Genomic DNA, 24,722 nt, shown 5'->3' on the forward strand with positions numbered 1-24,722 from the left:
GCCCGGACGCGGGGGATGCGCCCGGGCATCCACGCTGGCGAGGACGGCCCACAGCGCCAACCGGGGGAAAATGACTGAGACACTGCCCGGCGTGGGCGTTTTCGTCGCCGAGTAGGTCACTCCTCGTCGCAGGCCGGTTGCTGTCACGTTGCTGTCGACAGTTTCCTGCTCAGACGTCCCACCGCAGGGCCTTCATAAACCTGACCTCGCCAGCGTCGTTGCTGGCCCGTTTAGAGTCCGACCATGGACCGCCGACGGACAAGCCGAAACCTTCTGCGGGTGATCTCGACGCTCGGTCTGATCATTGCGATCCGCTGGTCGGCGTGCGTGGTGAGGGCGAGTTGGTCGAGCACCTCGTCGATGCGCTGGTCCCGTTCGGCGGGGGTCACGTCGGCGCCGAAGCGCAGTCCGGCCGCAGAGCGGATCGCCCGGCGTACGGTCAGCTGGTGGTGCGGGATGTCGTCCTGCGGCACCAGGCCGATGCGGTGCCGCAGGTCGGCGTACTCGGCGTAGAGGTCGCGGTCCTGGTAACGGACCGTGCCTGCCTGCGCCGGGTGGTTGCCGGTCAGCGCCTCCAGCAGCGTGGACTTGCCGGTGCCGCTCGGCCCGACCACTGCGAGCAGACTGCACTCTTCGAGCGCGAACGAGAGGTCCGGGAGCAGGTTCCGCGCGCCGGCCGTGACCCGCAGCCCCTCGGCGCGCAGCGACACCCGGCCGGTGTCGACGTAGTCGTGCGGGGCGATGTCGTCGAACACCATCTGGTGGTGCCCGAACGAGAGGAGGTCGCCGTCGGAGAGCGCCGCCTGCTCGACCTGCTGCCCGTTGACGTACGTGCCGTTCGAGGAGGCCGCCAGGGCCGACGAGACTCTGTCGGGGTTGGCCCGCTCGACCAGCTGCTGCGGGAACTTCGTCTCAGTCACCCTGACCCCCTGGGGACGCCACGATGGCGTGAAAAATGGGGCCGGGTTGCCCGTCGACGCCGACGCATCCTTGGTCGTTGAGGCCGTGTCTCAGTCTGGCGCCGGGGCTTTGACCAGAAGGGTCACACACTGTTGCTTCGAGCACGCCGAACAGAATTTCGGCTTCCCTACCGAGGCCCCCGGGCAGCCCACCCACCCTATCGGCAAGTTCAGTGAAGGAGCGCGTGTGCCGGTGATGGGAGTCCCCGAGCAGATCGAGGACGAGGAGCATGAGCAGCGACTGGAACGGGTCGCCGCGATCGATGTGGCCAAGGCATCCGGGAAGGTGTGCACCCGCGTGCCGCATGAGTCGAAGGCCGGCAGCCGGGTCACCCTGGTGTGGGATGTGGCGGCCACTACCAACGCGATCTGCGAGTTGGCCGCGCACCTGGTCGAGCAGCGCATCGAGCGGGTCGTCCTGGAGTCGACGTCGGATTATTGGCGGCCGTTCTTCTACCTGTTGGAGGCCGCCGGGCTGTGCGTGTGGCTGGTCAACGCCAGCGACGTCAAGCAGGTCTCCGGCCGGCCGAAAACGGACAAGCTGGACGCGGTGTGGCTGGCGAAGCTCAACGAGCGGGGCATGCTGCGCCCCTCGTTCGTGCCCCCGGCGGACATCCGTCGGCTGCGGGACTACACCCGGCTGCGGCTGGACCTGACCCGCGACCGGACCCGCAACAAGCAGCGCATGGAAAAACTCCTGGAGGACGCGCTGATCAAACTGTCGACGGTGGCCACCGACATCTTCGGCAAGTCGGGCCGGGACATGATCGAGGCGTTGATCGCCGGGAACAACGACCCGAAGCAGTTGGCCGCGCTGGCCCGGGGCCGGATGCGGGTCAAACACGCAGCTCTGGTCCAGGCCTTGGACGGCCGCTTCGACGCCCACCACGCCGACCTGGCCCGGATCCTGCTCGACCAGGTCGACAGGCTCGACACCCAGATCCAGCGGCTGACCACCACCATCGATGAACTGATCGCGGCGATGCCCACCGCCGCAGCAAGCGACCAGGCACCCACCGACACCGGCGGTGGCGGATCCGAGCAGCAGCCCACCACCACCCTGCCGGTGATCGCGCGGCTGGACGAGGTACCCGGCATCGCCAAGCACACCGCCCAGGTCATCATCGCCGAACTCGGCCTGGACATGGCCCAGTTCCCCACCGCGGGGCACCTGGTGTCCTGGGCAAAACTGTCCCCGCGCACGATCCAGTCCGGGGCCAGACAGCGCGGCGGGAAGACCGGCAAGGGCAATCCGTATCTCAAAGGAATCCTCGGGGAGGCCGCCGCCGCGGCCGCGAAAACCGACACATTCCTCGGTGAGCGGTACCGGCGCCTGGTCAAACGCCGAGGAAAACTCAAAGCCCTGGTCGCCGTCGCCAGATCCATCCTGGTCATCGTCTGGCACCTGCTGGCCGACCCCACCATCCGGTTCCGTGACCTGGGCCCGGACTTCCACACCCGCCGCGTCAACACCGACCGCAAAATCCGAAGCCTGGTCCACCAACTCGAAATCCTCGGCCACACCGTCAGCCTGCAACCCGCCGCCTGACCTCAAGGACCAACGCCCACAGCCCGGACCGATGACAGGGTCCCGGGTCGATGCCGCGCGGCCCTCACCCGACGTGGTCACCGTTTGTTTTCCGAACAGGTCAGACAGGGAAATCTAGGCAGTCCCCCGGTGAACCCACTGCCGGGATTCAGTCGTGGGGTAACAGGGGGGGGGGGGGGGGGGGGGGGGGGGGGGGTGATGGAGTGGTCGCGTTGGGTGATGGTGGGGGTTGTTGGTCGAGGTGTGTGTGGTCGTGGATGTCGGGGCGAGGTGGTGGGCGTTTGTGGCGGTGGCCGGGGTGGGCATGGTCGCCGCTGGTACCGCGGGTTGGTTGCGGGCATGAGCGGTGGTGTGTGGGGCTGGTCCGGGTGGGTGGGGTGGTCGGGGGTGGGGTGGTGGTCTGAGGTTGTGGGGTGGTTCGTGGTGAGTGCCCCTGGTGGGGGTGGGGAGGGGGCGTTGCGCGATGGGTGAGGCTCCCGTTCCTTCCGTTGGTCTCAGTGAGTCGTCGAAGCGGGCCCTGGAGGCGTTCACCGGGATGCGGTTGCACCGGGCGGATCTGCCGGTGTTGGCGTATGACCTGAACGCGTTGGAGGTGTTGGCGGATCGGGTGCGGACCTTGTTGGTTCCGGAGCTGGTCCAGGCGATCAGGGCGGTTCGGGCGGCGGGGGAGGGTGAGGTCTATGACCGGTTCGTGGCGCAGACGGCTCCGTTCGTGGAATTGCTGGACCGGGTTGCCGATCTGGAGGTGAACCTGGCGCAGGCGATGCGGGGCTTCCTGAACCAGATGGAGCTGACGGATCGTCAGGCGCTGGTCATGTTCGTGTTCATGATGACGGAGTTGGCGGTCGCGTTCGCGATGGCGTTCTTCCTGCCGGTGGAGGCGGCGGCGCACATCGTGAAGGTGCGGACGATCATTCAGACGATCCTGCGGTCGTCGATGGTGCGGGCGGCGGCGAGTAGCACGGCGATTCAGATGTTGTTCGTGCCGGGGTCGTCGTTGTTGGCGCAGATCAGCATGTTGGCTGATGGTCTGATGTCGGGGGTCGACTGGGGGCAGGTTGGTAAGCAGGCGTTGTACGGGTTGGCGGTGGCGGGTGTCAGCACGGCGGCCGGGCCGGCGTTGGCGCGGTTCGCCGGTGCGGTGGGTGGTGGTTTGTCGCATCTCGGGGTGTCGGGTTCCACGCGGGATCTGTTGACCAGCCTGTCGATGGTGCCGGTGTCGGAGGTCGGCGTGGAGGTGGTCGGCGGTATCGCCGCCAGCTACCTCGTTGACGGGCATTACGACACGGGCAGTCTCGGGCCGGATGCGCTTTCTGGGGCGTTGTCGGGGTCGGGTGAGTTGGCCGCGACCGGGGCCGGGATGGGTGCGCGTCGTGGCGCGGTGGGTCTGGGGTTCAACCCGACCCGGCCCCGGTGGCGGATGCCGGATGGTGTCGGTTTCACCGCCGACGGTAGGCCGGTCGCGCCGCTGCCGCCGCCCCCGCCGGTCACTGCGGACCCGTCGGCGTATCTGCCGGAGGTCGGCGATCCGGCGGGCTCCGGCGGGCAGGCCCTGGTGCCTGTCCCGCCGCTGCCGGCACCGGCGCTGCCGGCGCCGGCGCCGGCGTCGGGGGTGTCTGAACCGGTGCCGCCGGTACCGGTGTGGTCGGCGCCGGCCCTGTCCGTGCCGTCGTGGTCGATGCCGGAGCTGCCGGTGCCGTCGTGGTCCGTGCCGAACTTCTCGGTGCCGGCGGTGCCGGCGGTGCCGGCGGTGCCGGCGGTGCCGGTGGTGCCGGTGGTGCCGGTGCCGGAGTGGGTGGCGGTCGCTGGTGCGCTGGTGGTGGAGCAGTGGCAGCGGTTCCAGCGGGAACTGGTGGACCACTATGGTGGGTTGCTTGCCGGGACGGGGCAGGCGCGGCGGTTCCTGGCCGCGCTTGCCGTGCCGGTGGAGCAGGTCTTCACCGAGTGGGTCGACGCCCGGCAGAACGACCCGACCGTCCCGGTTTTCCTGTCCCGGATCGGCCTGCCGGCCGCCGCGCTCACCGAGCGGTACCTGTTCGGTGTCCGGGACCAGGCCGTGGCCCGGATCACCGAGACTCTCGCGCGGTCGGTCACCACCGGCGGGCAGATCCCGGCGGCGGTACGGCCGGAGCAGGTGATCGCCGCGCTGCCGGCGGAGTTCGACCGGCAGGCGTTGCGTTCGGCCGCGCACCTGGCCGCCCAACACCACATCGACCAGTACCTCACCACCGGCCTACCCACAGACACAGGCATCCCGACGGACACACACACCCGGGCAGATACACACCCGCCGGCAGGCGCGGGCACGCCGGCGGGTGTGGGTGTGTCGGGGGTGTGGTCGGCTGGCGTGTTCGGGGCGGTCGAGGGCGGTGTGTGGAGTCAGGTGGAGCGGGGGGTCGATGCGGTCCTTGGTGTCTCTGCCGTGCTGCCGGCTGTGGTGGCTGGTCCGGACGCTGGGCAGGTCAGTGCGGTGGCGAGGGTGGTCCGGCAGGTGGTTGCCGATCTGCCCGCTCGTTTCTCGGCGGCGGCTGTTCCTGGTGTCACCGCAGTGGCTGCTGGTGTGGTTACCGTCGATGGTGGAGCAGGCGGGGGTGTCGGCGGGTCGATGGTGCCGGTGATGTCCGAGCGGCACACCTCGGTGGCGGCCGGTCTGGCGCAGGCTCAGTTCACCGTGTTGGCCCGCCGTTACGGTGTCGACCCGGCCGGTCATGCGGCGCTGGTCGCCTCGTTTCAGCGGGAGTGGCTGCACGGGTATCACCAGGTGCTCGCGTCGGCCGGTGGCAGCGCGATGTCCGGGACGGTGGATGTGGTCGGGGCCCGCGGTCCGCTGCCGGGCGGCGCCGGTTCCCGTGTCGGTGGCATGTCGATCGTCGGCGTCGTCAGCGCCGGTGACCCGACGCCGGTCAGTGACGTGTCTGCCGCGAGCGGTGCGGTGTTCAGCCCCGATCCCGGCTCCAGGAACACGGATTCCAGCGGTTTCAGGGACACGGGTTCGATCAGTGGGGTGTCGGTGCTGGACGAACCGGTCGGTGCCGGCTCTGGGGGTCTCGGCGAGCCGGCCGTCGCGGCCACCGGGCCGGCCGCGCACCGAATTCATGATCTCGCCAGCGGCGGCCACGGCCGTGCCAGCGAGGTTCAGCTGCACCGGCTCGCCGCGGACATCGGTATCCAGACGGCGTCGCCGGACGGGGTCCTGCCCCGACTGTTCGAGGTGTCCAGGGACATCGTCATGGCGGACACGTTCAGCGGCGTGTACTTCGCAGACCCGGCGGCGGCGGATCCGGACGCGGCGGCGGCGGACCGCACGGCGGCGCGGGCGCTGCCGCGGGTGCGGGGATGGTTCACCATCGCCGGGCACCGGAACCTGGCCGAGCGGCTGGCCGACGATCCCGTGCGTCAGGCCTTGTTCCTCCGGATGCTCACCGCCTCGCCCGCCTGGCGACACGCCGTCGCGCAGGCGCGGCAGCGCGGCGGCGACACACCCGACATCATGCTGGTCTGGTGCGACGCGGCATGGCAGGCACCGGGACAGGCCACCTCCTTCGGTGAATGGCTGCGCACCCGGCTACGCGCCCGACGCCTGATGTCCTCCACACACCAGGTGGACCAGATACCCGGCGAGCTGCGGCCACACGTCAACGAGCCGGCGCGGTCGGTGTTGTTCTCGGACGCCTCGGTGGAGTTGTTCGGGCCGGACCTGGTGGAGGCGGTACGAACCGCGGACATCGTGCAGAACGGTCAGGAACCCGGCGTGCGCTGGCCGGATCAACAAGACTTCGCCGCCGCTGGCGGCCGGCACCGGTGGGCCGGCAACACCTCACACGGGCAGTCCCCGGACCCAGCGGAAGGCCCCGACCCGTCCAGCCCCGCCCCGGTGTCCGCTACCCAGTGGATGTGGGACCCGACACGGAACCCAGCAGCCCAGTCGCCGCTGCCACACCCTGCCCTGGAAGCGGACCACCCACCCGGTGAGGACCTGTCCTGGCTGAACGACGGGAACACGTCACCGATACCCGGGCCGGCACCCGCCTCGCCGACGGGCACGAGCCTGCCACAACTGCCCGGGCCGTGGGACGACCCGGACGCCCCCACCACGCCGGCCTGGCCGACAGGGCGGGCAGAGTGGGCGGAACCAGCAGGGTGGGCGGAACCGGGGTGGCCGGTTCCCGGCACGGCTGCGACCGACGAGCACGGTGCGGCGATGTCCACCGACTTCGGCCAGCCCAGCATCGACGATCAGGCCGACGACGGCAGCAGGAACCTCGACGACTGGGCCGGCGACGGCGGAATCCTCGGCGACTGGGCTATCGGGCAGGGGCCGGACATGGACTGGCAACCATCCCTCACGCCACCCCCAGCGGTGACCCACACCGACGCCGGCACCATCCACACCGGCGACACCCTCCACCACCCCACCGACGAGCCACCCGCCACACCCGCCCCACTGCATCCCGACGAACACCAACCCGCCGCCGGCAGCCGACAGGTACGCCACCCGGACGAGGCCCGGGCCCTGTTCGACCTGCACGCCGACCACATCGCCACCACCACAGCGCAGCGAGACCAGCTGCGGCAGTTGTGGCACGCCCTGATCAACCACATGGACGACAACGGAACCATCACCGCCAGCGAGTCAGACCTCGCCAAGGCGACATCCGCACCGCAGCCGACGGTGCATCGCCGGATAAGGGTATTGCGCGGCCGTGGTCTGCTGCAGCGGGTCCAGGAAGCACGCCGTGGCGGGGCGGCGCGGTACGGGGTGAGCGACCCGGGCCGGCCCCGGCAAGCACCGCTGCCCGCCCCTCCCGAGGGCAGCCGGTGGGTGCACAACCCGGACGAGGCCCGGGCCCTGTTCGACCTGCACGCCAACCACATCGCCACCACCACAGCGCAGCGGGAACCGCTGCGGCAGTTGTGGCACGCCCTGATCGACCGGATGGACGACAACGGAACCATCACCGCCACCGAGTCAGACCTCGCCACGGCGACCTCCACACTGCAGCAGACGGTGCATCGCCGGATGGGGGTATTGCGCGACCGTGGTCTGCTGCAGCGGGTCCAAGAAGCACACCGTGGCGGGGCGGCACGGTACGGGGTGAGCGACCCGGGCCGGCCCCGGCAAGCACCGCTGCCCGCCCCTCCCGAGGGCAGCCGGCGGATGCACAACCCGGACGAGGCCCGAGCCCTGTTCGACCAACACGCCAACCACATCGCCACCACCACACCGCGGCGAGACCAGCTGCGGCAGTTGTGGCACGCCCTGATCGACCGGATGGACGACAACGGAACCATCACCGCCAGCGAGCCAGACCTCGCCACGGCGACATCCACACTGCAGCCGACGGTGCATGACCGGATGGGGGTATTGCGCGACCGTGGTCTGCTGCAGCGGGTCCAGGAAGCACACGGTCGCGGGGCGGCGCGGTACGGGGTGAGCGACCCGGGCCGGCCCCGGCAAGCACCGGTGCCCGGCACTGCCCTCGGACCGCACCGCCCACAAGGTGAAAATCTGTCCTGGCTGGACCACGGAGCTACGGCGCCGATACCCGGGCCGGCACCCGCCTCGCCGACGGGCACGGACCTGCCACAGCTGCCCGGGCCGTGGGACGACCCGGACGCCCCCACCACCTCGCCCCACGATCCGACCGACGCCTCGACGCCGGCCTGGCCGACAGGGTGGGCAGAACCGGCGGAGCCGATGGAGTGGACGGAACCGGGATGGCTGGTTCCCGGCACGGCTGCGACCGACGAGCACGGTGCGGCGATGTCCACCGACTTCGGCCAGCCCAGCATCGACGATCAGGCCGACGACGGCGGGAACCCCGGCGACTGGGCCATCGGGCAGGGGCCGGACATGGACTGGCAACCACCCCTCACGGTGACCCGCACCGACGCCGGCACCATCCACACCGGCGACACCCCCCACCACCCCACCGACGAGCCACCCACCACACCCGCCCCACTGCACCCCGACCAACCCCAACCCACCGCCAGCAGCCGACAGGTACGCCACCCGGACGAGGCCCGGGCCCTGTTCGACCAACACGCCGACCACATCGCCACCACCACAGCGCAGCGAGACCAACTGCGGCAGTTGTGGCACGCCCTGATCAACCACATGGACGACAACGGAACCATCACCGCCACCGAGTCAGACCTCGCCAAGGCGACATCCACACTGCAGTCGACGGTGCATCGCCGGATCGGGGTATTGCGCGGCCGTGGTCTGCTGCAGCGGGTCCAGGAAGCACACGGTCACGGGGCGGCGCGGTACGGGGTGAATGATCCCGGTCAGCTCCGGCAAGCACCGCTGCCGGCCCCTCCCGAGGGCAGCCGGTGGGTGTGCGACCCGGACGAGGCTCGGGCCCTGTTCGACCTGCACGCCGGCCACATCGCCGCCACCACAGCGCAGCGGGACGGGCTGCGGCAGTTGTGGCACGCCCTGATCGACCGGATGGACGACAACGGAACCATCACCGCCAGCGAGTCAGACCTCGCCAAGGCGACATCCACACCGCCGCCGACGGTGCATGACCGGATGGGGGTATTGCGCGGCCGTGGTCTGCTGCAGCGGGTCCAGGAAGCACACGGTCACGGGGCGGCGCGGTACGGGGTGAATGATCCCGGTCAGCCCCGGCAAGCACCGCTGCCCGCCCCTCCCGAGGGCAGCCGGTGGGTGCGCGACCCGGACGAGGCTCGGGCCCTGTTCGACCAGCACGCCGACCACATCGCCACCACAGCGCAGCGGGAACCGCTGCGGCAGTTGTGGCACGCCCTGATCGACCGGATGGACGACAACGGAACCATCACCGCCAGCGAGCCAGACCTCGCCAAGGCGACAGCCACACTGCAGCCGACGGTGCATCGCTGGATGGGGGTATTGCGCGACCGTGGTCTGCTGCAGCGGGTCCAGGAAGCACACGGTCGCGTGGCGGCGCGGTACGGGGTGAGCGACCCGGGCCGGCCCCGGCAAGCACCGGTGCCCGGCCCTGCCCTCGGACCGCACCGCCCACAAGGTGAAAATCTGTCCTGGCTGGACCACGGAGCTACGGCGCCGATACCCGGGCCGGCACCCGCCTCGCCGACGGGCACGGACCTGCCACAACTGCCCGGGCCGTGGGACGACCCGGACGCCCCCACCACGCCGGCCTGGCCGACAGGGTGGGCAGAACCGGCGGAGCCGATGGGGTGGGCGGAACCGGGGTGGCTGGTTCCCGGCACGGGTGTGACCCACGAGCACGGTGCGGCGATGTCCACCGACTTCGGCCAGCCCAGCATCGACGATCAGGCCGGCGACGGCGGGAACCTCGGCGACTGGGCTATCGGGCAGGGGCCGGACATGGACTGGCAACCATCCCTCACGCCACCCCCAGCGGTGACCCACACCGACGCCGGCACCATCCACACCGGCGACACCCTCCACCACCCCACCGACGAGCCACCCACCACACCCGCCCCACTGCACCCCGACCAACATCAACCCACCGCCGGCAGCCGACAGGTACGCCACCCGGACGAGGCCCGGGCCCTGTTCGACCAACACGCCAACCACATCGCCGCCACCACAGCGCAGCGGGAACCGCTGCGGCAGTTGTGGCACGCCCTGATCAACCACATGGACGACAACGGAACCATCACCGCCAGCGAGTCAGACCTCGCCAAGGCGACATCCGCAAAGCAGTCGACGGTGCAGCGCCGGATGGGGGTATTGCGCGGCCGTGGTCTGCTGCAGCGGGTCCAGGAAGCACGCGGTCGCGGGGCGGCGCGGTACGGGGTGAATGATCCCGGTCGGCCCCGGCAAGCACCGCTGCCCGCCCCTCCCGAGGGCAGCCGGTGGGTGTGCGACCCGGACGAGGCTCGGGCCCTGTTCGACCTGCACGCCGACCACATCGCCACCACCACGGCGCAGCGGGAACCGCTGCGGCAGTTGTGGCACGCCCTGATCGACCGGATGGACGACAACGGAACCATCACCGCCAGCGAGTCAGACCTCGCCAAGGCGACAGCCACACCGCCGAGGACGGTGCGTTTCCGGATCGGGGTATTGCGCGGCCGTGGTCTGCTGCAGCGGGTCCAGGAAGCACACGGTCACGGGGCGGCACGGTACGGGGTGAGCGACCCGGGTCGGCCCCGGCAAGCACCGCTGCCCGCCCCTCCCGAGGGCAGCCGGTGGGTGTGCGACCCGGACGAGGCTCGGGCCCTGTTCGACCTGCACGCCAACCACATCGCCACCACCACACCGCGGCGAGACCAACTGCGGCAGTTGTGGCACGCCCTGATCGACCGGATGGACGACAACGGAACCATCACCGCCACCGAGTCAGACCTCGCCAAGGCGACAGCCACACCGCCGAGGACGGTGCGTGACCGGATGGGGGTATTGCGCGATCGTGGTCTGCTGCAGCGGGTCCAGGAAGCACACGGTCGTGTGGCGGCGCGGTACGGGGTGAGCGACCCGGGCCGGCCCCGGCAAGCACCGGTGCCCGGCCCTGCCCTCGGACCGCACCGCCCACAAGGTGAAAATCTGTCCTGGCTGGACCACGGAGCTACGGCGCCGATACCCGGGCCGGCACCCGCCTCGCCGACGGGCACGGACCTGCCACAGCTGCCCGGGCCGTGGGACGACCCGGACGCCCCCACCACGCCGGCCCGGCCGACGGAGTGGGCAGAACCGGCGGAGCCGATGGAGTGGACGGAACCGGGATGGCCGGTTCCCGGCACGGGTGTGACCCACGAGATGGACCCAGCCGTTTTACTCGATGTGGACCCGGCCGATCTGCTCTACCTGCTTGAGGCCGTGGGCACGGAACCCGATCCCGAACGGCAACCGATGCATCCGCCCCGGCCGCAGACCCCGCCCCGCCCGACATCGTGGCCGCAGCCCAGCGGCGACCAGCCCAGCCAGTCCCCCGGGACTCAGTCGATCCCGCCCGGACCAGGCATGCAGAATCCGGCACCTCAATCGCCGACGCCCGAGCCGGTTCCCGGCATGGATGTGACCCACGAGCACGGTGCGGCGATCTCCACCGACTTCGGCCAGCCCAGCATCGACGATCAGGCCGACGACGGCAGCAGGAACTTCGACGACTGGGCCGACGACGGCGGGAACTTCGACGACTGGGCCGGCGACGGCGGGAACCTCGGCGACTGGGCCATCGGGCAGGGGCCGGACATGGACTGGCAACCATCCCTCACGCCACCCCCAGCGGTGACCCGCACCGACACCCCCCACCACCCCACCGACGAGCCACCCACCACACCCGCCCCACTGCACCCCCACCAACCCCAACCCACCGCCGGCAGCCGACAGGTACGCCACCCGGACGAGGCCCGGGCCCTGTTCGACCTGCACGCCGACCACATCGCCACCACCACAGCGCCGCGAGACCAACTGCGGCAGTTGTGGCACGCCCTGATCGACCGGATGGACGACAACGGAACCATCACCGCCAGCGGGTCAGACCTCGCCAAGGCGACATCCACATTGCCGCAGACGGTGCATTACCGGATCGGGGTATTGCGCGGCCGTGGTCTGCTGCAGCGGGTCCAGGAAGCACACGGTCGCGGGGGGGCGCGGTACGGGGTGAGCGACCCGGGTCGGCCCCGGCAAGCACCGCTGCCCGCCCCTCCCGAGGGCAGCCGGTGGATGTGTGACCCGGACGAGGCTCGGGCCCTGTTCGACCTGCACGCCGACCACATCGCCACCACCACAGCGCGGCGAGACCAGCTGCGGCAGTTGTGGCACGCCCTGATCGACCGGATGGACGACAACGGAACCATCACCGCCAGCGAGTCAGACCTCGCCAAGGCGACATCCACATTGCCGCAGACGGTGCATTACCGGATCGGGGTATTGCGCGGCCGTGGTCTGCTGCAGCGGGTCCAGGAAGCACACGGTCGCGGGGGGGCGCGGTACGGGGTGAGCGACCCGGGCCGGCCCCGGCAAGCACCGGTGCCCGGCCCTGCCCTCGGACCGCACCGCCCACAAGGTGAAAATCTGTCCTGGCTGGACCACGGAGCTACGGCGCCGATACCCGGGCCGGCACCCGCCTCGCCGACGGACACGGACCTGCCACAGCTGTCCGGGCCGTGGGACGACCCGGACGCCCCCACCACGCCGGCCTGGCCGACAGGGCGGGCAGAGTGGGCGGAACCAGCAGGGTGGGCGGAACCGGGGTGGCCGGTTCCCGGCACGGCTGCGACCGACGAGCACGGTGCGGCGATGTCCACCGACTTCGGCCAGCCCAGCATCGACGATCAGGCCGACTACGGCAGCAGGAACTTCGACGACTGGGCCGGCGACGGCGGAGTCCTCGGCGACTGGGCCATCGGGCAGGGGCCGGACATGGACTGGCAACCATCCCTCACGCCACCCCCAGCGGTGACCCACACCGACACCCCCCACCACCCCACCGACGAGCCACCCACCACACCCGCCCCACTGCATCCCGACCAACCCCAACCCGCCGCCGGCAGCCGACAGGTACGCCACCCGGACGAGGCCCGGGCCTTGTTCGACCTGCACGCCGACCACATCGCCACCACCACAGCGCAGCGAGGCCAGCTGCGGCAGTTGTGGCACGCCCTGATCGACCGGATGGACGACAACGGAACCATCACCGCCAGCCTGTCAGACCTCGCCGAGGCGACATCCACACCGCGGCCGACGGTGCAGGCCCGGATCAGGGTATTGCGCGACCGTGGTCTGCTGCAGCTGGTCCAGGAAGCACACGGTCACGGGGCGGCGCGGTACGGGGTGAGCGACCCGGGCCGGCCCCGGCAAGCACCGCTGCCCGCCCCTCCCGAGGGCAGCCAGTGGCTGCGCGACCCGGACGAGGCCCGGGCCCTGTTCGACCAGCACGCCGGCCACATCGCCACCACAACACGGCAGCGGGAACCGCTGCGGCAGTTGTGGCACGCCCTGATCGACCGGATGGACGACAACGGAACCATCACCGCCACCGAGTCAGACCTCGCCAAGGCGACAGCCGCACCGCCGCAGACGGTGCATGACCGGATGGGGGTATTGCGCGACCGTGGTCTGCTGCAGCGGGTCCAGGAAGCACACGGTCGTGTGGCGGCGCGGTACGGGGTGAGCGACCCGGGCCGGCCCCGGCAAGCACCGGTGCCCGGCCCTGCCCTCGGACCGCACCGCCCACAAGGTGGTGAAGACCTGTCCTGGCTGGACCACGGAGCTACGGCGCCGATACCCGGGCCGGCACCCGCCTCGCCGACGGGCACGGACCTGCCACAGCTGCCCGGGCCGTGGGACGACCCGGACGCCCCCACCACGCCGGCCCGGCCGACGGAGTGGGCAGAACCGGCGGAGCCGATGGAGTGGACGGAACCGGGATGGCCGGTTCCCGGCACGGGTGTGACCCACGAGATGGACCCAGCCGTTTTACTCGATGTGGACCCGGCCGATCTGCTCTACCTGCTTGAGGCCGTGGGCACGGAACCCGATCCCGAACGGCAACCGATGCATCCGCCCCGGCCGCAGACCCCGCCCCGCCCGACATCGTGGCCGCAGCCCAGCGGCGACCAGCCCAGCCAGTCCCCCGGGACTCAGTCGATCCCGCCCGGACCAGGCATGCAGAATCCGGCACCTCAATCGCCGACGCCCGAGCCGGTTCCCGGCATGGATGTGACCCACGAGCACGGTGCGGCGATGTCCACCGACTTCGGCCAGCCCAGCATCGACGATCAGGCCGACTACGGCAGCAGGAACCTCGACGACTGGGCCGGCGACGGCGGAATCCTCGGCGACTGGGCCATCGGGCAGGGGCCGGACATGGACTGGCAACCATCCCTCACGCCACCCCCAGCGGTGACCCACACCGACGCCGGCACCATCCACACCGGCGATACCCCCCACCACCCCACCGACGAGCCACCCACCACACCCGCCCCACTGCACCCCGACCAACCCCAACCCACCGCCAGCAGCCGACAGGTACGCCACCCGGACGAGGCCCGGGCCCTGTTCGACCAACACGCCGACCACATCGCCACCACCACAGCGCAGCGAGGCCAGCTGCGGCAGTTGTGGCACGCCCTGATCGACCGGATGGACGACAACGGAACCATCACCGCCAGCCTGTCAGACCTCGCCGAGGCGACATCCACACCGCGGCCGACGGTGCAGGCCCGGATCAGGGTATTGCGCGACCGTGGTCTGCTGCAGCTGGTCCAGGAAGCACACGGTCACGGGGCGGCGCGGTACGGGGTGAGCGACCCGGGCCGGCCCCGGCAAGCACCGCTGCCCGCCCCTCCCGAGGGCAGCCAGTGGCTGCGCGACCCGGACGAGGCCCGGGCCCTGTTCGACCAGCACGCCGGCCACATCGCCACCACAACACGGCAGCGGGAACCGCTGCGGCAGTTGTGGCACGCCCTGATCGACCGGATGGACGACAACGGAACCATCACCGCCACCGAGTCAGACCTCGCCAAGGCGACAGCCGCACCGCCGCAGACGGTGCATGACCGGATGGGGGTATTGCGCGACCGTGGTCTGCTGCAGCGGGTCCAGGAAGCACACGGTCGTGTGGCGGCGCGGTACGGGGTGAGCGACCCGGGCCGGCCCCGGCAAGCACCGGTGCCCGGCCCTGCCCTCGGACCGCACCGCCCACAAGGTGGTGAAGACCTGTCCTGGCTGGACCACGGAGCTACGGCGCCGATACCCGGCCCGGCACCCGCCTCGCCGACGGACACGGACCTGCCACAACTGCCCGGGCCGTGGGACGACCCGGACGCCCCCACCACGCCGGCCCGGCCGACGGAGTGGGCAGAACCGGCGGAGCCGATGGAGTGGACGGAACCGGGATGGCCGGTTCCCGGCACGGGTGTGACCCACGAGATGGACCCAGCCGTTTTACTCGATGTGGACCCGGCCGATCTGCTCTACCTGCTTGAGGCCGTGGGCACGGAACCCGATCCCGAACGGCAACCGATGCATCCGCCCCGGCCGCAGACCCCGCCCCGCCCGACATCGTGGCCGCAGCCCAGCGGCGACCAGCCCAGCCAGTCCCCCGGGACTCAGTCGATCCCGCCCGGACCAGGCATGCAGAATCCGGCACCTCAATCGCCGACGCCCGAGCCGGTTCCCGGCATGGATGTGACCCACGAGCACGGTGCGGCGATGTCCACCGACTTCGGCCAGCCCAGCATCGACGATCAGGCCGACTACGGCAGCAGGAACCTCGACGACTGGGCCGACGACGGCGGGAACCTCGACGACTGGGCCGGCGACGGCGGGAACCTCGGCGACTGGGCCATCGGGCAGGGGCCGGACATGGACTGGCAACCATCCCTCACGCCACCCCCAGCGGTGACCCACACCGACGCCGGCACCATCCACACCGGCGACACCCCCACCACCCCACCGACGAGCCACCCACCACACCCGCCCCACTGCATCCCGACCAACCCCAACCCACCGCCGGCAGCCGACAGGTACGCCACCCGGACGAGGCCCGGGCCCTGTTCGACCAACACGCCGACCACATCGCCACCACAACGTCCCGGCCGACGGGGCGGGCAGAACCGGCGGAGCCGGATCCCGGCATGGATGTGACCGACGAGCACGGTGCGGCGATCTCCACCCACCCCGGCCAGCCCAGCATCGACGATCAGGCCGACGACGGCGGCGGGAACCTCGGCGACTGGGCCATCGGGCAGGGGCCGGACATGGACTGGCAACCATCCCTCACGCCACCCCCAGCGGTGACCCACACCGACGCCGGCACCATCCACACCGGCGACACCCCCCACCACCCCACCGACGAGCCACCCACCACACCCGCCCCACTGCACCCCGACCAACCCCAACCCACCGCCACCAGCCGACAGGTACGCCACCCGGACGAGGCCCGGGCCCTGTTCGACCAACACGCCAACCACATCGCCACCACAACGTCCCGGCCGACGGGGCGGGCAGAACCGGCGGAGCCGGATCCCGGCACGGATGTGACCGACGAGCACGGTGCGGCGATCTCCACCCACCCCGGCCAGCCCAACATCGACGATCAGGCCGACGACGGCGGCGGGAACCTCGGCGACTGGGCCATCGGGCAGGGGCCGGACATGGACTGGCAACCACCCCTCACGCCACCCCCAGCGGTGACCCACACCGACGCCGGCACCATCCACACCGGCGATGCCCCCCACCACCCCACCGACGAGCCACCCACCACACCCACCCCACTGCACCCCGACCAACACCAACCCGCCGCCACCAGCCGACAGGTACGCCACCCGGACGAGGCCCGGGCCCTGATCGACCAACACGCCGACCACATCGCCGCCACCACAGCGCAGCGAGACCAACTGCGGCAGTTGTGGCACGCCCTGATCAACCACATGGACGACAACGGAACCATCACCGCCAGCGAGTCAGACCTCGCCAAGGCGACATCCACACCGCAGCCGACGGTGCATGACCGGATCGGGGTATTGCGCGACCGTGGTCTGCTGCAGCGGGTCCAAGAAGCACACGGTCGCGGGGCGGCACGGTACGGGGTGAGCGACCCGGGCCGGCCCCGGCAAGCACCGCTGCCCGCCCCTCCCGAGGGCAGCCGGTGGGTGCACAACCCGGACGAGGCCCGAGCCCTGATCGACCTGCACGCCGACCACATCGCCACCACCACAGCGCAGCGGGACCAGCTGCGGCAGTTGTGGCACGCCCTGATCGACCGGATGGACGACAACGGAACCATCACCGCCAGCGAGTCAGACCTCACCGCGGCGACATCCATATGGCAGCAGAGGGTGCGTACCCGGATCGGGGTACTGCGCGACCGTGGTCTGCTGCAGCTGGTCCAGGAAGGCCATGGTCGTGTGGGGGCGCGGTACGGAGTGACCGACCCGGGTCGGCCCCGGCAAGCACCGCTGCCCGCCCCTCCCGAGGGCAGCCGGTGGGTGTGCGACCCGGACGAGGCCCGGGCCCTGTTCGACCAACACGCCGACCACATCGCCACCACCACACCGCAGCGGGACCAGCTGCGGCAGTTGTGGCACGCCCTGATCGACCGCATGGACGACAACGGAACCATCACCGCCAGCGAGCCAGACCTCGCCAGGGCGACATCCGCAAAGCAGTCGACGGTGCATCGCCGCATCGCGGCATTACTGCGCGGCAGAGCTCTGCTGCAGCTGATCCAGAAAGGTCACGGCAGCGTGGCGGCGCGGTACCGGGTGAGCGATCCGGGTCAGCCCCGGCGGACCGTGTCAAGGGACTGAGGCCAGTGGGAGTCAAGCCTCGATCCGTGGACGAGCCCTCGGGTTGATCCCGCTTGCGAATTGGTGGATCTTGCTGATGAGGTGTGCTGATCCGATGCCCAGCGTGCTCGGTCCCGCTCGTTGGCAGGTGTGGATGCCGGGGTTGGCGGAGATTCGTGCCCTGTCGTTGTCGGTTAGGTCGCGTAGACGGCTTTCCGGCAGGTGAGCCAGGCTTCGGCTCTTGGCCAACGGGTGGGTAGGTTGTCAATCCCCTGGATCATGGAGAACTCCGTCATGCGGCTCGGGTTGCGTCCACTGGAGTGGCGTGGGTACGACTTGTTCCGTGATGGGCGTGTCGCGTAGATGGGAGACGGCCACCGCGTGATCCATCGAGACGACCCAAGTCATGAAGGAGAGGAACCCGGCCGAGAGAGTGGGACACCAAAGGATGTCTCGTACTAAGGAGTTCGTAAGTTTCTGGACTGTCCATGCTGGACGTGGCAAAATGGTCGAATGGCGAAGAAGGGCCGCAGATCGACGCACGAGGAACGTATCCGTGCGGTCCAGTTGATGGAGAACGGGTGGCGGGCTGAGGATGTCGCCGAGGCGCTGGGGGTCAGCCGCGGGTCGGTGTTCGCTTGGCAGAAAACCTTCCGCGAAGGCGGGCTGGAGGCGTTGTCGACCAAGTTCGCCTCGGGTCGGCCGACGGCGCTCAGCGATGAGCAAATGATGCAGGTATACACGTGGATTGTGGGATCGGATCCGCGGGCGCATACGTTCGGATTCGCCTTGTGGACCCGTCAGTTGGTGCGGGACCTGATCAAGCGTCATTTCCGGGTGCGGTTGTCGCTGCCGACTGTGGGCCGGATCTTGAAAAAGCTCGGCCTGTCGCCGCAGCGGCCGTTATACCGGGCCTATCAGCAGGACCCGGACAAGGTGCGGGCATGGAAGCAGGAGACCTTCCCGGCGATCAAGGCGGAGGCTGCCGCGGTCGGCGCGGAGGTCTTCTTTGCTGATGAGGCCGGCATCCGCACGGACCACCACGCCGGTACCACGTGGGGACGGATCGGGCAGACCCGGTCGTTGTCGCCACCGGCGAACGCAAGTCGATCAATATGATCTCGGCGGTCAACGCCAAGGGGCTGTTGCGGTTCCAGGTGTTCGAGGGCACGTTGAACGCCGGCCGGTTCATCGAGTTCTGCAAGCGGCTCGTGGCTGATGCAAGCGGCCCGGTGTTCTTGATCGTGGACGGGCACCCCGCCCACAGGGCAAAGGAGACCACGCAGTATGTGGAGTCCACCAACGGGCGGCTGAAGCTGTTCTTCCTTCCCGGCTACTCCCCGGAACTCAACCCGGACGAGTGGGTGTGGAAGAACGTGAAGCACGACCGGATCAAACGCGCCGTCCCCATGAGCCAGACGGAGATGAAACGCCTCGCTATCGGCGCCCTGCGGCGCCTCCAGAAGATGCCTCAGATCGTGCGCGGGTTCTTCGCCGACCCGCACCTTGCGTACATCGGTGCATAACGCCGAAATCACCATCAACGGTCAAGAAACTAACGCTCGTCTTGGTAACTCGGCGCCAGGTCCATGGTGGATCATGTCGGGGTGCAGGTGATCTCAGCGGCTCTCTCAAGCGCCGTGGTGACCACTCGGCCGCTGACGGAACTGCTGTACTCGCTGGTGTGCGCAAGCAGGAAGGCCACCTCCCGAATCCGGGAAGTGGCCTTTGACCTGCGCGGGCGGTACTGGGATCGAACCTCTTCGGTGTGAACTAGGCGCAGGTGCCGCCGACGGTGAACCAGCAGGCCGTGGTCGGGGAGTTCTTGAAGAAGCGGAGCAGCAGGGTCCCCACCTTCTGGCGTCCGCTGTCGGACGGATGTGTGCCGTCGGAGCCGAAGTCCGACCGGGTGTCGGGGTACGGCCTGGAGTGCAGAGCTAAGTACAGCTGATCTTGCAGAGGTGCGCACTGTTTGTCCGTCGTCAGCGGGTGACTGAGGGTGAGGCTGCTCGGGTCGTGATCGGGCAGACGTGGGGCGGCTGGCGATGGGAGCGATGGATGAGCAGCGGTGGCTGGATGTGCGCCGGTTCCGGGCGTTGCACGAGGCTGGTGCGAGTGTCTCGGAGATCGCTCGTGAGACGGGCCTGAACTGGCGGACGGTGAAGAAGTACCTGGCTGCTGGTAGCGGCGAGGTGGTGCCGCCGGTTCGGGCGCGGCCGGCTCGGGGGCAGTTGATCGACGTGTTCGCGCACGTGGTCGATGCGTGGCTGCGGGCGGAGTTGCTGCTCAAGGGCACGGTGATCCATGAACGCCTTGTCGAGCAGTACGGGTTCACCGGCAACTATCAGCGGGTGAAGCTGTATCTGCAGCAGGCCCGGCCGCGGATCGCTGCGGAGTTGGGGATCAGTCCGGATCAGCTGGCCGGGCTGCACCGCCGGTTCGAGGTCGTTCCGGGCGCCCAGGCGCAGGTGGACTGGGGCGACGAAGGCGGCATCCTGGCCCATGTCGGGATCCCGAAGGTGTACTCGTTTCACATGGTGCTGTCGTACTCGCGGGACCCGTTCTGCTGTTTCACCACCAGCCGGGACCTGGCCGCGTTCTGGGAGTGTCACCGGCGGGCGTTCGCGCACTTCGGCGGGGTTCCCGGGGCGATCGTCTACGACCGGACCAAGACCGTGGTCCGCCGGCATGTCGCCCCGGGCCAGGCGGTGCCGCTGCACCCGGAAGCGGTCGCGTTCGCCGGGCACTACGACTTCGACATCGATGTGCTGGCCGCCTATCGGCCGACCGGCAAAGGGCGGGTCGAACGGCAGGTCACCACAACACCGTTGCGTTTAGCGCCGTGAGCGGGAGGCAAGCCCCTTTTCGAAGATTGTGATGTCGGCGTGGAAGGTGTAGGTCTGCGTGGTTGCGGGGTGCTGTCCGGCGTTCGGGCTGTACTTGCTGGTCGGGTTCTTGCGGGAGCGGGCCTTGATTCGAGGGCGGCGCCAGGCGGGTAGGAGGTCGGCCAGCGCGGCGTGGCCTATCGTGCCGAGGAGGTCGGTTGAGCTGCCGGGAAGGATTCCGCTGGCGGTGGTGATCGTGTCGGCGGCGGCGTCGATGAGGACGGTGAAGCTGATCCGGTCCATGTCCAGGCCGGGCTGGGTGCAGGTGGCGTCTGCTGCCGCGCGGATGAGGGCCTGGTAGGCGGTGAGCAGGGCGTACACCTCCTGCTCGATCCCGGGGATGCTGCGGGAGCGCAGGACGCGGCCGTCGAGCATGGTCGCTTTGATCGAGAAATACGTGGTTTCGGCCTGCCAGCGTTCGTGGTAGAGGTCCACGAGTTCGTGGGCGGGGTAGCGGGTGTGGTCTGTCAGGCTGGTGATCAGCCGCCACTGCTCGCGCCGCAGGCTGCCGTCGGCCAGTGTGACGGTGACCTGCGCTTCGATGACCCGCACCAGGATGAGAGCGGGTAGGCTGCCGTAGCCGATGCGGGCCAGGTAGGAGCCGTCGGGTAGGCGACGCTGGATGGTCGGGCAGCGGCGGGCGGATGAGCGGACCAGGAACTGCGCGCCGGTGGCGCCGACGTCGCGCAGGAATTCCGCGGCGTCGAAGCCGGCGTCGGCCAGCAGCAGCATCGTGCGGTCCAGGACGCCCAGAAGCCGCCGCGCGTAAGCCAGTTCGCCTTCTGTTTCGGGGCCGAAGGCCGCGGCGAGCAGGGCGCGGGTCCCACACTCGATCACCACGAGCAGCCGTAGCAGCGGGTAGCCGAACTCCAGCTTGTCTCCTACGCGTTTGGGGTAGCGCCAGGTGACCCGTTCCTCGTCGGGCACGTGCAGGTGGGTGCCGTCGATGGCCACGGTACGCAGGCCCCGGTAGAACACGCCGGGCTGGCCGAGCAGACCGACGGCACCGGCCAGGGTCTCGAACAGGCGCCGTAGCGGCGCTACTCCGACCCGGCGGCGAGCGCGTGACAGTGAGGAGATACTCGGCCGCGTCAGGCACAAGCCGGCCAGGGCCGCGGTCAGCTTCCCCCACGTCGCTCGGTAGGAACAGCGGTCGAGCAGGGCGAGTGCGAGGACGAAGTACACCACGACCCGAGACGGCAGCAGCCGCAGCCGCTTCTCGCGTGTCCCGGTTTCTTCCAGCACCGCGTCGACCAGGTCGAAGTCGATGATCTGGGTCAACTCGCCCAGATGTCCGGGCGCGTGCACACCCCCGGCTACCTCGATCGACCGGGTGATGACAGACTTCTCCTGCAACGGGACTCCTGAGGCATGATCTTCTTGCTCGACACAAGTTGATCTATCAGAAGTCCCGTTCGCGTCTTCAAAGTCCCCCTTGACTCATCCGCCGATCGCCAAACGCAACGGCGTTGCAGGTCACCATCATCCGCGATCATGTCCTGGCCGGGCGGGCGTTCTCGTCGCTGGCCGAACTCGACGCCACGTTCATGGCCTGGGTGCCACAGCGGCGGGCCGTAAGGCATCGCACCCACGGCGAGATCATCGGCGTGCGGGCGGTCCGCGACCACGCCGCGCTGCGACCGATCCCCGCCCGGCCGTATGTGGTCGCCGACCGGCATCTGCGGCACGTCGGCAAGGACTGCCTGGTCGCCTACGCCGGCAACCTCTACTCCGTGCCGGCCCGACGGGTCCGCCACCGCCAACTCGTGGAGATTCGGGCGACCGCCGCCACGATCACTATTCACGCCATCGTGCCCGGTCTGGACGGCACCACGCTGCTGGCCACGCACCAGCGGGCCGTGGGCCGCGGCGCCCGCGTGGTCGACGAGAGCCACTGGGACGGTCTGCCCGACGGACACACCCGGGCCGTCACCATCGGCGACCCCGACAGCGGGCAGTCGACCGCACGCCGACCGGCCCGTCACGACGGCGGCCAGGGGCCGCTGCAAGCCCTGCTCAACCGGGCCGCCGCCGCCCAGATCGCCGTCGAGGCCCGGCCGCTGTCGGTCTATGAGCAGATCGCTGCGGCCAGCCCGTTCACCAACCGCCCACACCTGAAGGACGTCTCGAAGTGAGTGAGCTGGTCACCAACCGCATCCACGCCAGCGCCACCAAACTCGGCCTGCCTCACCTGGCCAAGACGCTGCGGGAACTCACCGGCCGGGCCGACACCGAAGCCATGGGCTACCTGGAGTTCCTCGACCTCGTCCTGGAAGAGGAACTCGCCGTCCGCGACGAACGCCGCTTCCGCGCCGGGCTACGCCTGTCGAAGCTGCCGCACCACAAGACCCTCGACGACTACGACTTCAGCTTCCAACCCGACCTGGACCCCCGCAAGGTCCGTGACCTCGCGACCCTCGCATTCGTGCAGGCCAAGGCCAACGTCGCTCTCCTCGGCCCACCCGGCGTCGGCAAGACCCACATCGCCGTGTCCCTCGCGGTCGCCGCCTGCCGAGCCGGATTCACCGTCTACTTCACCACCCTCGACGACATGGTCCGCCACCTCACCGCCGCCGACGCGATCGGCCGCCTGGCCCGCAAGCTGCAAACCTACCTACGCCCCACCGTCCTGGTCATCGACGAAGTGGGCTACCAACCCCTCGAACGACCCGAGGCCAACCTCGTCTTCCAAGTGATCTCGAAACGCTACGAGAAGGGCTCCACCCTGCTGACCTCGAACAAAGGCTTCGGCGAATGGGGCCAAGTCTTCGGCGACGAGGTCCTGGCCACCGCCATCCTCGACCGGCTCCTGCACCACTGCGACGTCGTCCCCATCAACGGCCCCAGCTACCGACTCAAGAACCGCCTCACCGCCATCGAGAACGTCGCCTGATGCCCACCCCGGCCACCCCGGACGACCCCGCAGCCACCAGCGACACCAACCGCGGCGACCTGCTGCAACTCCTGCTCCAGATCTGCGAGGACTTCCTCGCCCGCACCACTCCGGCGACCCACCACGAGGTCGACACCCTCCTACGCGCCCGCGGCATCACCGGCGGACCCGGATGGCTGATCGACATGCTCGGCCTCACCCGCCTGCGCCTGCAAGACGCAACCCACCGTGACGAACAAGGCGCCCACCGCGACACCTGACCTCTGCAAGATCAGCCGTACTCACCTCTGCACTCCAACGAGTACCCCGACACCGGGCCCAGGTGAGCCCGTCGGAGCGGGGCTGGAGGCCGTTTGCCCACAGGTGCGGGCCTCAGGCCGCCCACGCCACGGTGCCGTTGTAGTCCAGGTTGCCGGCCCGGGGGTCGGTGCCGCCGCCCGACATCTGGGTGAGCTGGGCCTGGATCAACCATTTGACACCGAAGCCGGTCTCGTACGCGTACGGCTCGGGGTTGAGGGTCGTCGTGGCGTAGCCGCCGTAGATCCGGCTGGAGACGAAGACCTGCTGCAGGTTGGGGTAGCGCTTCTTGAGCGCCCGCATGATGTTGCCCTGCTGGGTCACGAGCTGGTACGCGTCGGCGTTGGCCGCGGGCAGGGACACCGACGGCTGGGCGTTGGCGACCTTGACCCAGGCGATCTGGACCTGTCGTTCCGTCAGGCCGAGGGGCGCGAGTCGGGTGTCGCGCACGCGGTCGTAGTTGGCGTCGGTGGGGGAGTCCCACGTGTCCGCGGTCTGGCCGCCCGCCGCGCCGTCGACGATGGCGAGCTCGTCGTGGTTGACCTGCGGGTCCGCCGCGGCCTGGCCGATGAAGGAGAACGGCGCGCACTGGCCGCCGGTCCCGCCGGAGCAGAACTCCTGGGTGGTGTTGGACATGCCGATGGACAGCAGGACGTACCTGCCGTTGGCGCTCGGGTTGCCGGCGGTGTCGACCGGGCGTACCCGCAGGGCCCGGTTGACACCCACGGTGCGGTGGGCGCCGGGCATGGCGTTGCTGCCGGCGGGATACAGGCCGCCCTGGAAGCCGAGGTAGGTGCCGCTGCCGAGGTCGTTGATGGGTACGGGGCCCGCGGCGACCGCATCGGGCATGCCGACGACGGCGACCGCCGCGAAGGCGGTCAGCGCCGCCAACGCCCGGCGAACATTGATAATCATGGCGCCGA

At 69.8% G+C, this 24,722-nt stretch carries 11 protein-coding genes and 1 pseudogene; 9 read left to right on the top strand and 3 right to left on the bottom strand.

From position 1 onward, the window contains the following. Positions 1-230: 230 nt before the first annotated feature. Positions 231-920: an ATP-binding cassette domain-containing protein gene (locus tag JD77_RS23775; protein ID WP_211372644.1), complete on the bottom strand. Its 690-nt coding sequence runs from the start codon at positions 918-920 to the stop codon at positions 231-233. 235 nt (positions 921-1,155) lie between these two features. On the opposite strand from JD77_RS23775, the gene JD77_RS23780 reads away from it, so the two are divergent. The 6 genes and pseudogenes from JD77_RS23780 to istA all read left to right on the top strand — a co-directional run bounded on the left by JD77_RS23780 (position 1,156) and on the right by istA (position 20,570). Continuing rightward, positions 1,156-2,508 carry an IS110 family RNA-guided transposase gene (locus JD77_RS23780; RefSeq protein ID WP_145777744.1) on the top strand — a complete coding sequence of 451 codons (1,353 nt, stop codon included), beginning with the start codon at positions 1,156-1,158 and terminating at the stop codon, positions 2,506-2,508. Positions 2,509-2,971: 463 nt separating this feature from the next. Then, positions 2,972-16,081, top strand: a complete 13,110-nt coding sequence (locus JD77_RS23785) for a winged helix-turn-helix domain-containing protein (protein WP_145776247.1) — start codon at positions 2,972-2,974, stop codon at positions 16,079-16,081. Next, complete coding sequence (locus JD77_RS32455) at positions 16,072-17,745, top strand: helix-turn-helix domain-containing protein (protein ID WP_170286526.1); 1,674 nt, start codon at positions 16,072-16,074, stop codon at positions 17,743-17,745. The genes JD77_RS23785 and JD77_RS32455 overlap by 10 nt, the downstream gene beginning before the upstream one ends. Before the next feature lie 492 nt (positions 17,746-18,237). Then, positions 18,238-19,250, top strand: a pseudogene (locus JD77_RS23795) (IS630 family transposase). A gap of 269 nt (positions 19,251-19,519) precedes the next feature. Next, positions 19,520-19,675, top strand: a complete 156-nt coding sequence (locus JD77_RS32460; protein ID WP_170286527.1) for a hypothetical protein — start codon at positions 19,520-19,522, stop codon at positions 19,673-19,675. A gap of 103 nt (positions 19,676-19,778) precedes the next feature. Next, positions 19,779-20,570, top strand: a complete 792-nt coding sequence (gene istA, locus JD77_RS23800; RefSeq protein WP_246140622.1) for an IS21 family transposase — start codon at positions 19,779-19,781, stop codon at positions 20,568-20,570. Here the strand turns inward: istA and JD77_RS23805 are convergent. Beyond that, complete coding sequence (locus JD77_RS23805) at positions 20,559-21,965, bottom strand: IS4 family transposase (RefSeq protein WP_145773096.1); 1,407 nt, start codon at positions 21,963-21,965, stop codon at positions 20,559-20,561. The two genes, istA and JD77_RS23805, sit on opposite strands and share 12 nt — an antisense overlap. Before the next feature lie 113 nt (positions 21,966-22,078). On the opposite strand from JD77_RS23805, the gene JD77_RS23810 reads away from it, so the two are divergent. Genes JD77_RS23810 through JD77_RS23820 form a run of 3 tightly spaced genes read left to right on the top strand, consistent with a single transcriptional unit; the run spans position 22,079 to position 23,762 of the window. Continuing rightward, positions 22,079-22,744, top strand: a complete 666-nt coding sequence (locus JD77_RS23810) for a Mu transposase domain-containing protein (RefSeq protein ID WP_246140623.1) — start codon at positions 22,079-22,081, stop codon at positions 22,742-22,744. Beyond that, positions 22,741-23,502, top strand: coding sequence for an IS21-like element helper ATPase IstB (gene istB, locus JD77_RS23815; protein ID WP_013289162.1), 762 nt, complete (start codon positions 22,741-22,743; stop codon positions 23,500-23,502). Before JD77_RS23810 ends, istB begins: the two co-directional genes overlap by 4 nt. Beyond that, positions 23,502-23,762, top strand: coding sequence for a hypothetical protein (locus JD77_RS23820; protein ID WP_145774161.1), 261 nt, complete (start codon positions 23,502-23,504; stop codon positions 23,760-23,762). Before istB ends, JD77_RS23820 begins: the two co-directional genes overlap by 1 nt. A 112-nt stretch (positions 23,763-23,874) precedes the next feature. Here the strand turns inward: JD77_RS23820 and JD77_RS23825 are convergent, their stop codons facing one another. Beyond that, positions 23,875-24,714, bottom strand: coding sequence for a hypothetical protein (locus tag JD77_RS23825; protein ID WP_145776249.1), 840 nt, complete (start codon positions 24,712-24,714; stop codon positions 23,875-23,877). Positions 24,715-24,722 lie beyond the last annotated feature (8 nt).

It is taken from the genome of Micromonospora olivasterospora (genome assembly GCF_007830265.1).
Classification (GTDB): Bacteria; Actinomycetota; Actinomycetes; order Mycobacteriales; family Micromonosporaceae; genus Micromonospora; species Micromonospora olivasterospora.

Excerpts from the sequence above, each read along its gene's own strand:
- JD77_RS23780 (WP_145777744.1), top strand. The coding sequence starts at position 1,156 with ATGGGAGTCCCCGAGCAGATCGAGGACGAGGAGCATGAGCAGCGACTG.
- JD77_RS23785 (WP_145776247.1), top strand. The coding sequence starts at position 2,972 with ATGGGTGAGGCTCCCGTTCCTTCCGTTGGTCTCAGTGAGTCGTCGAAG.
- JD77_RS32455 (WP_170286526.1), top strand. The coding sequence starts at position 16,072 with ATGGATGTGACCGACGAGCACGGTGCGGCGATCTCCACCCACCCCGGC.
- istA (WP_246140622.1), top strand. The coding sequence starts at position 19,779 with ATGGATGAGCAGCGGTGGCTGGATGTGCGCCGGTTCCGGGCGTTGCAC.
- JD77_RS23820 (WP_145774161.1), top strand. The coding sequence starts at position 23,502 with ATGCCCACCCCGGCCACCCCGGACGACCCCGCAGCCACCAGCGACACC.
- JD77_RS23825 (WP_145776249.1), bottom strand. The coding sequence starts at position 24,714 with ATGATTATCAATGTTCGCCGGGCGTTGGCGGCGCTGACCGCCTTCGCG.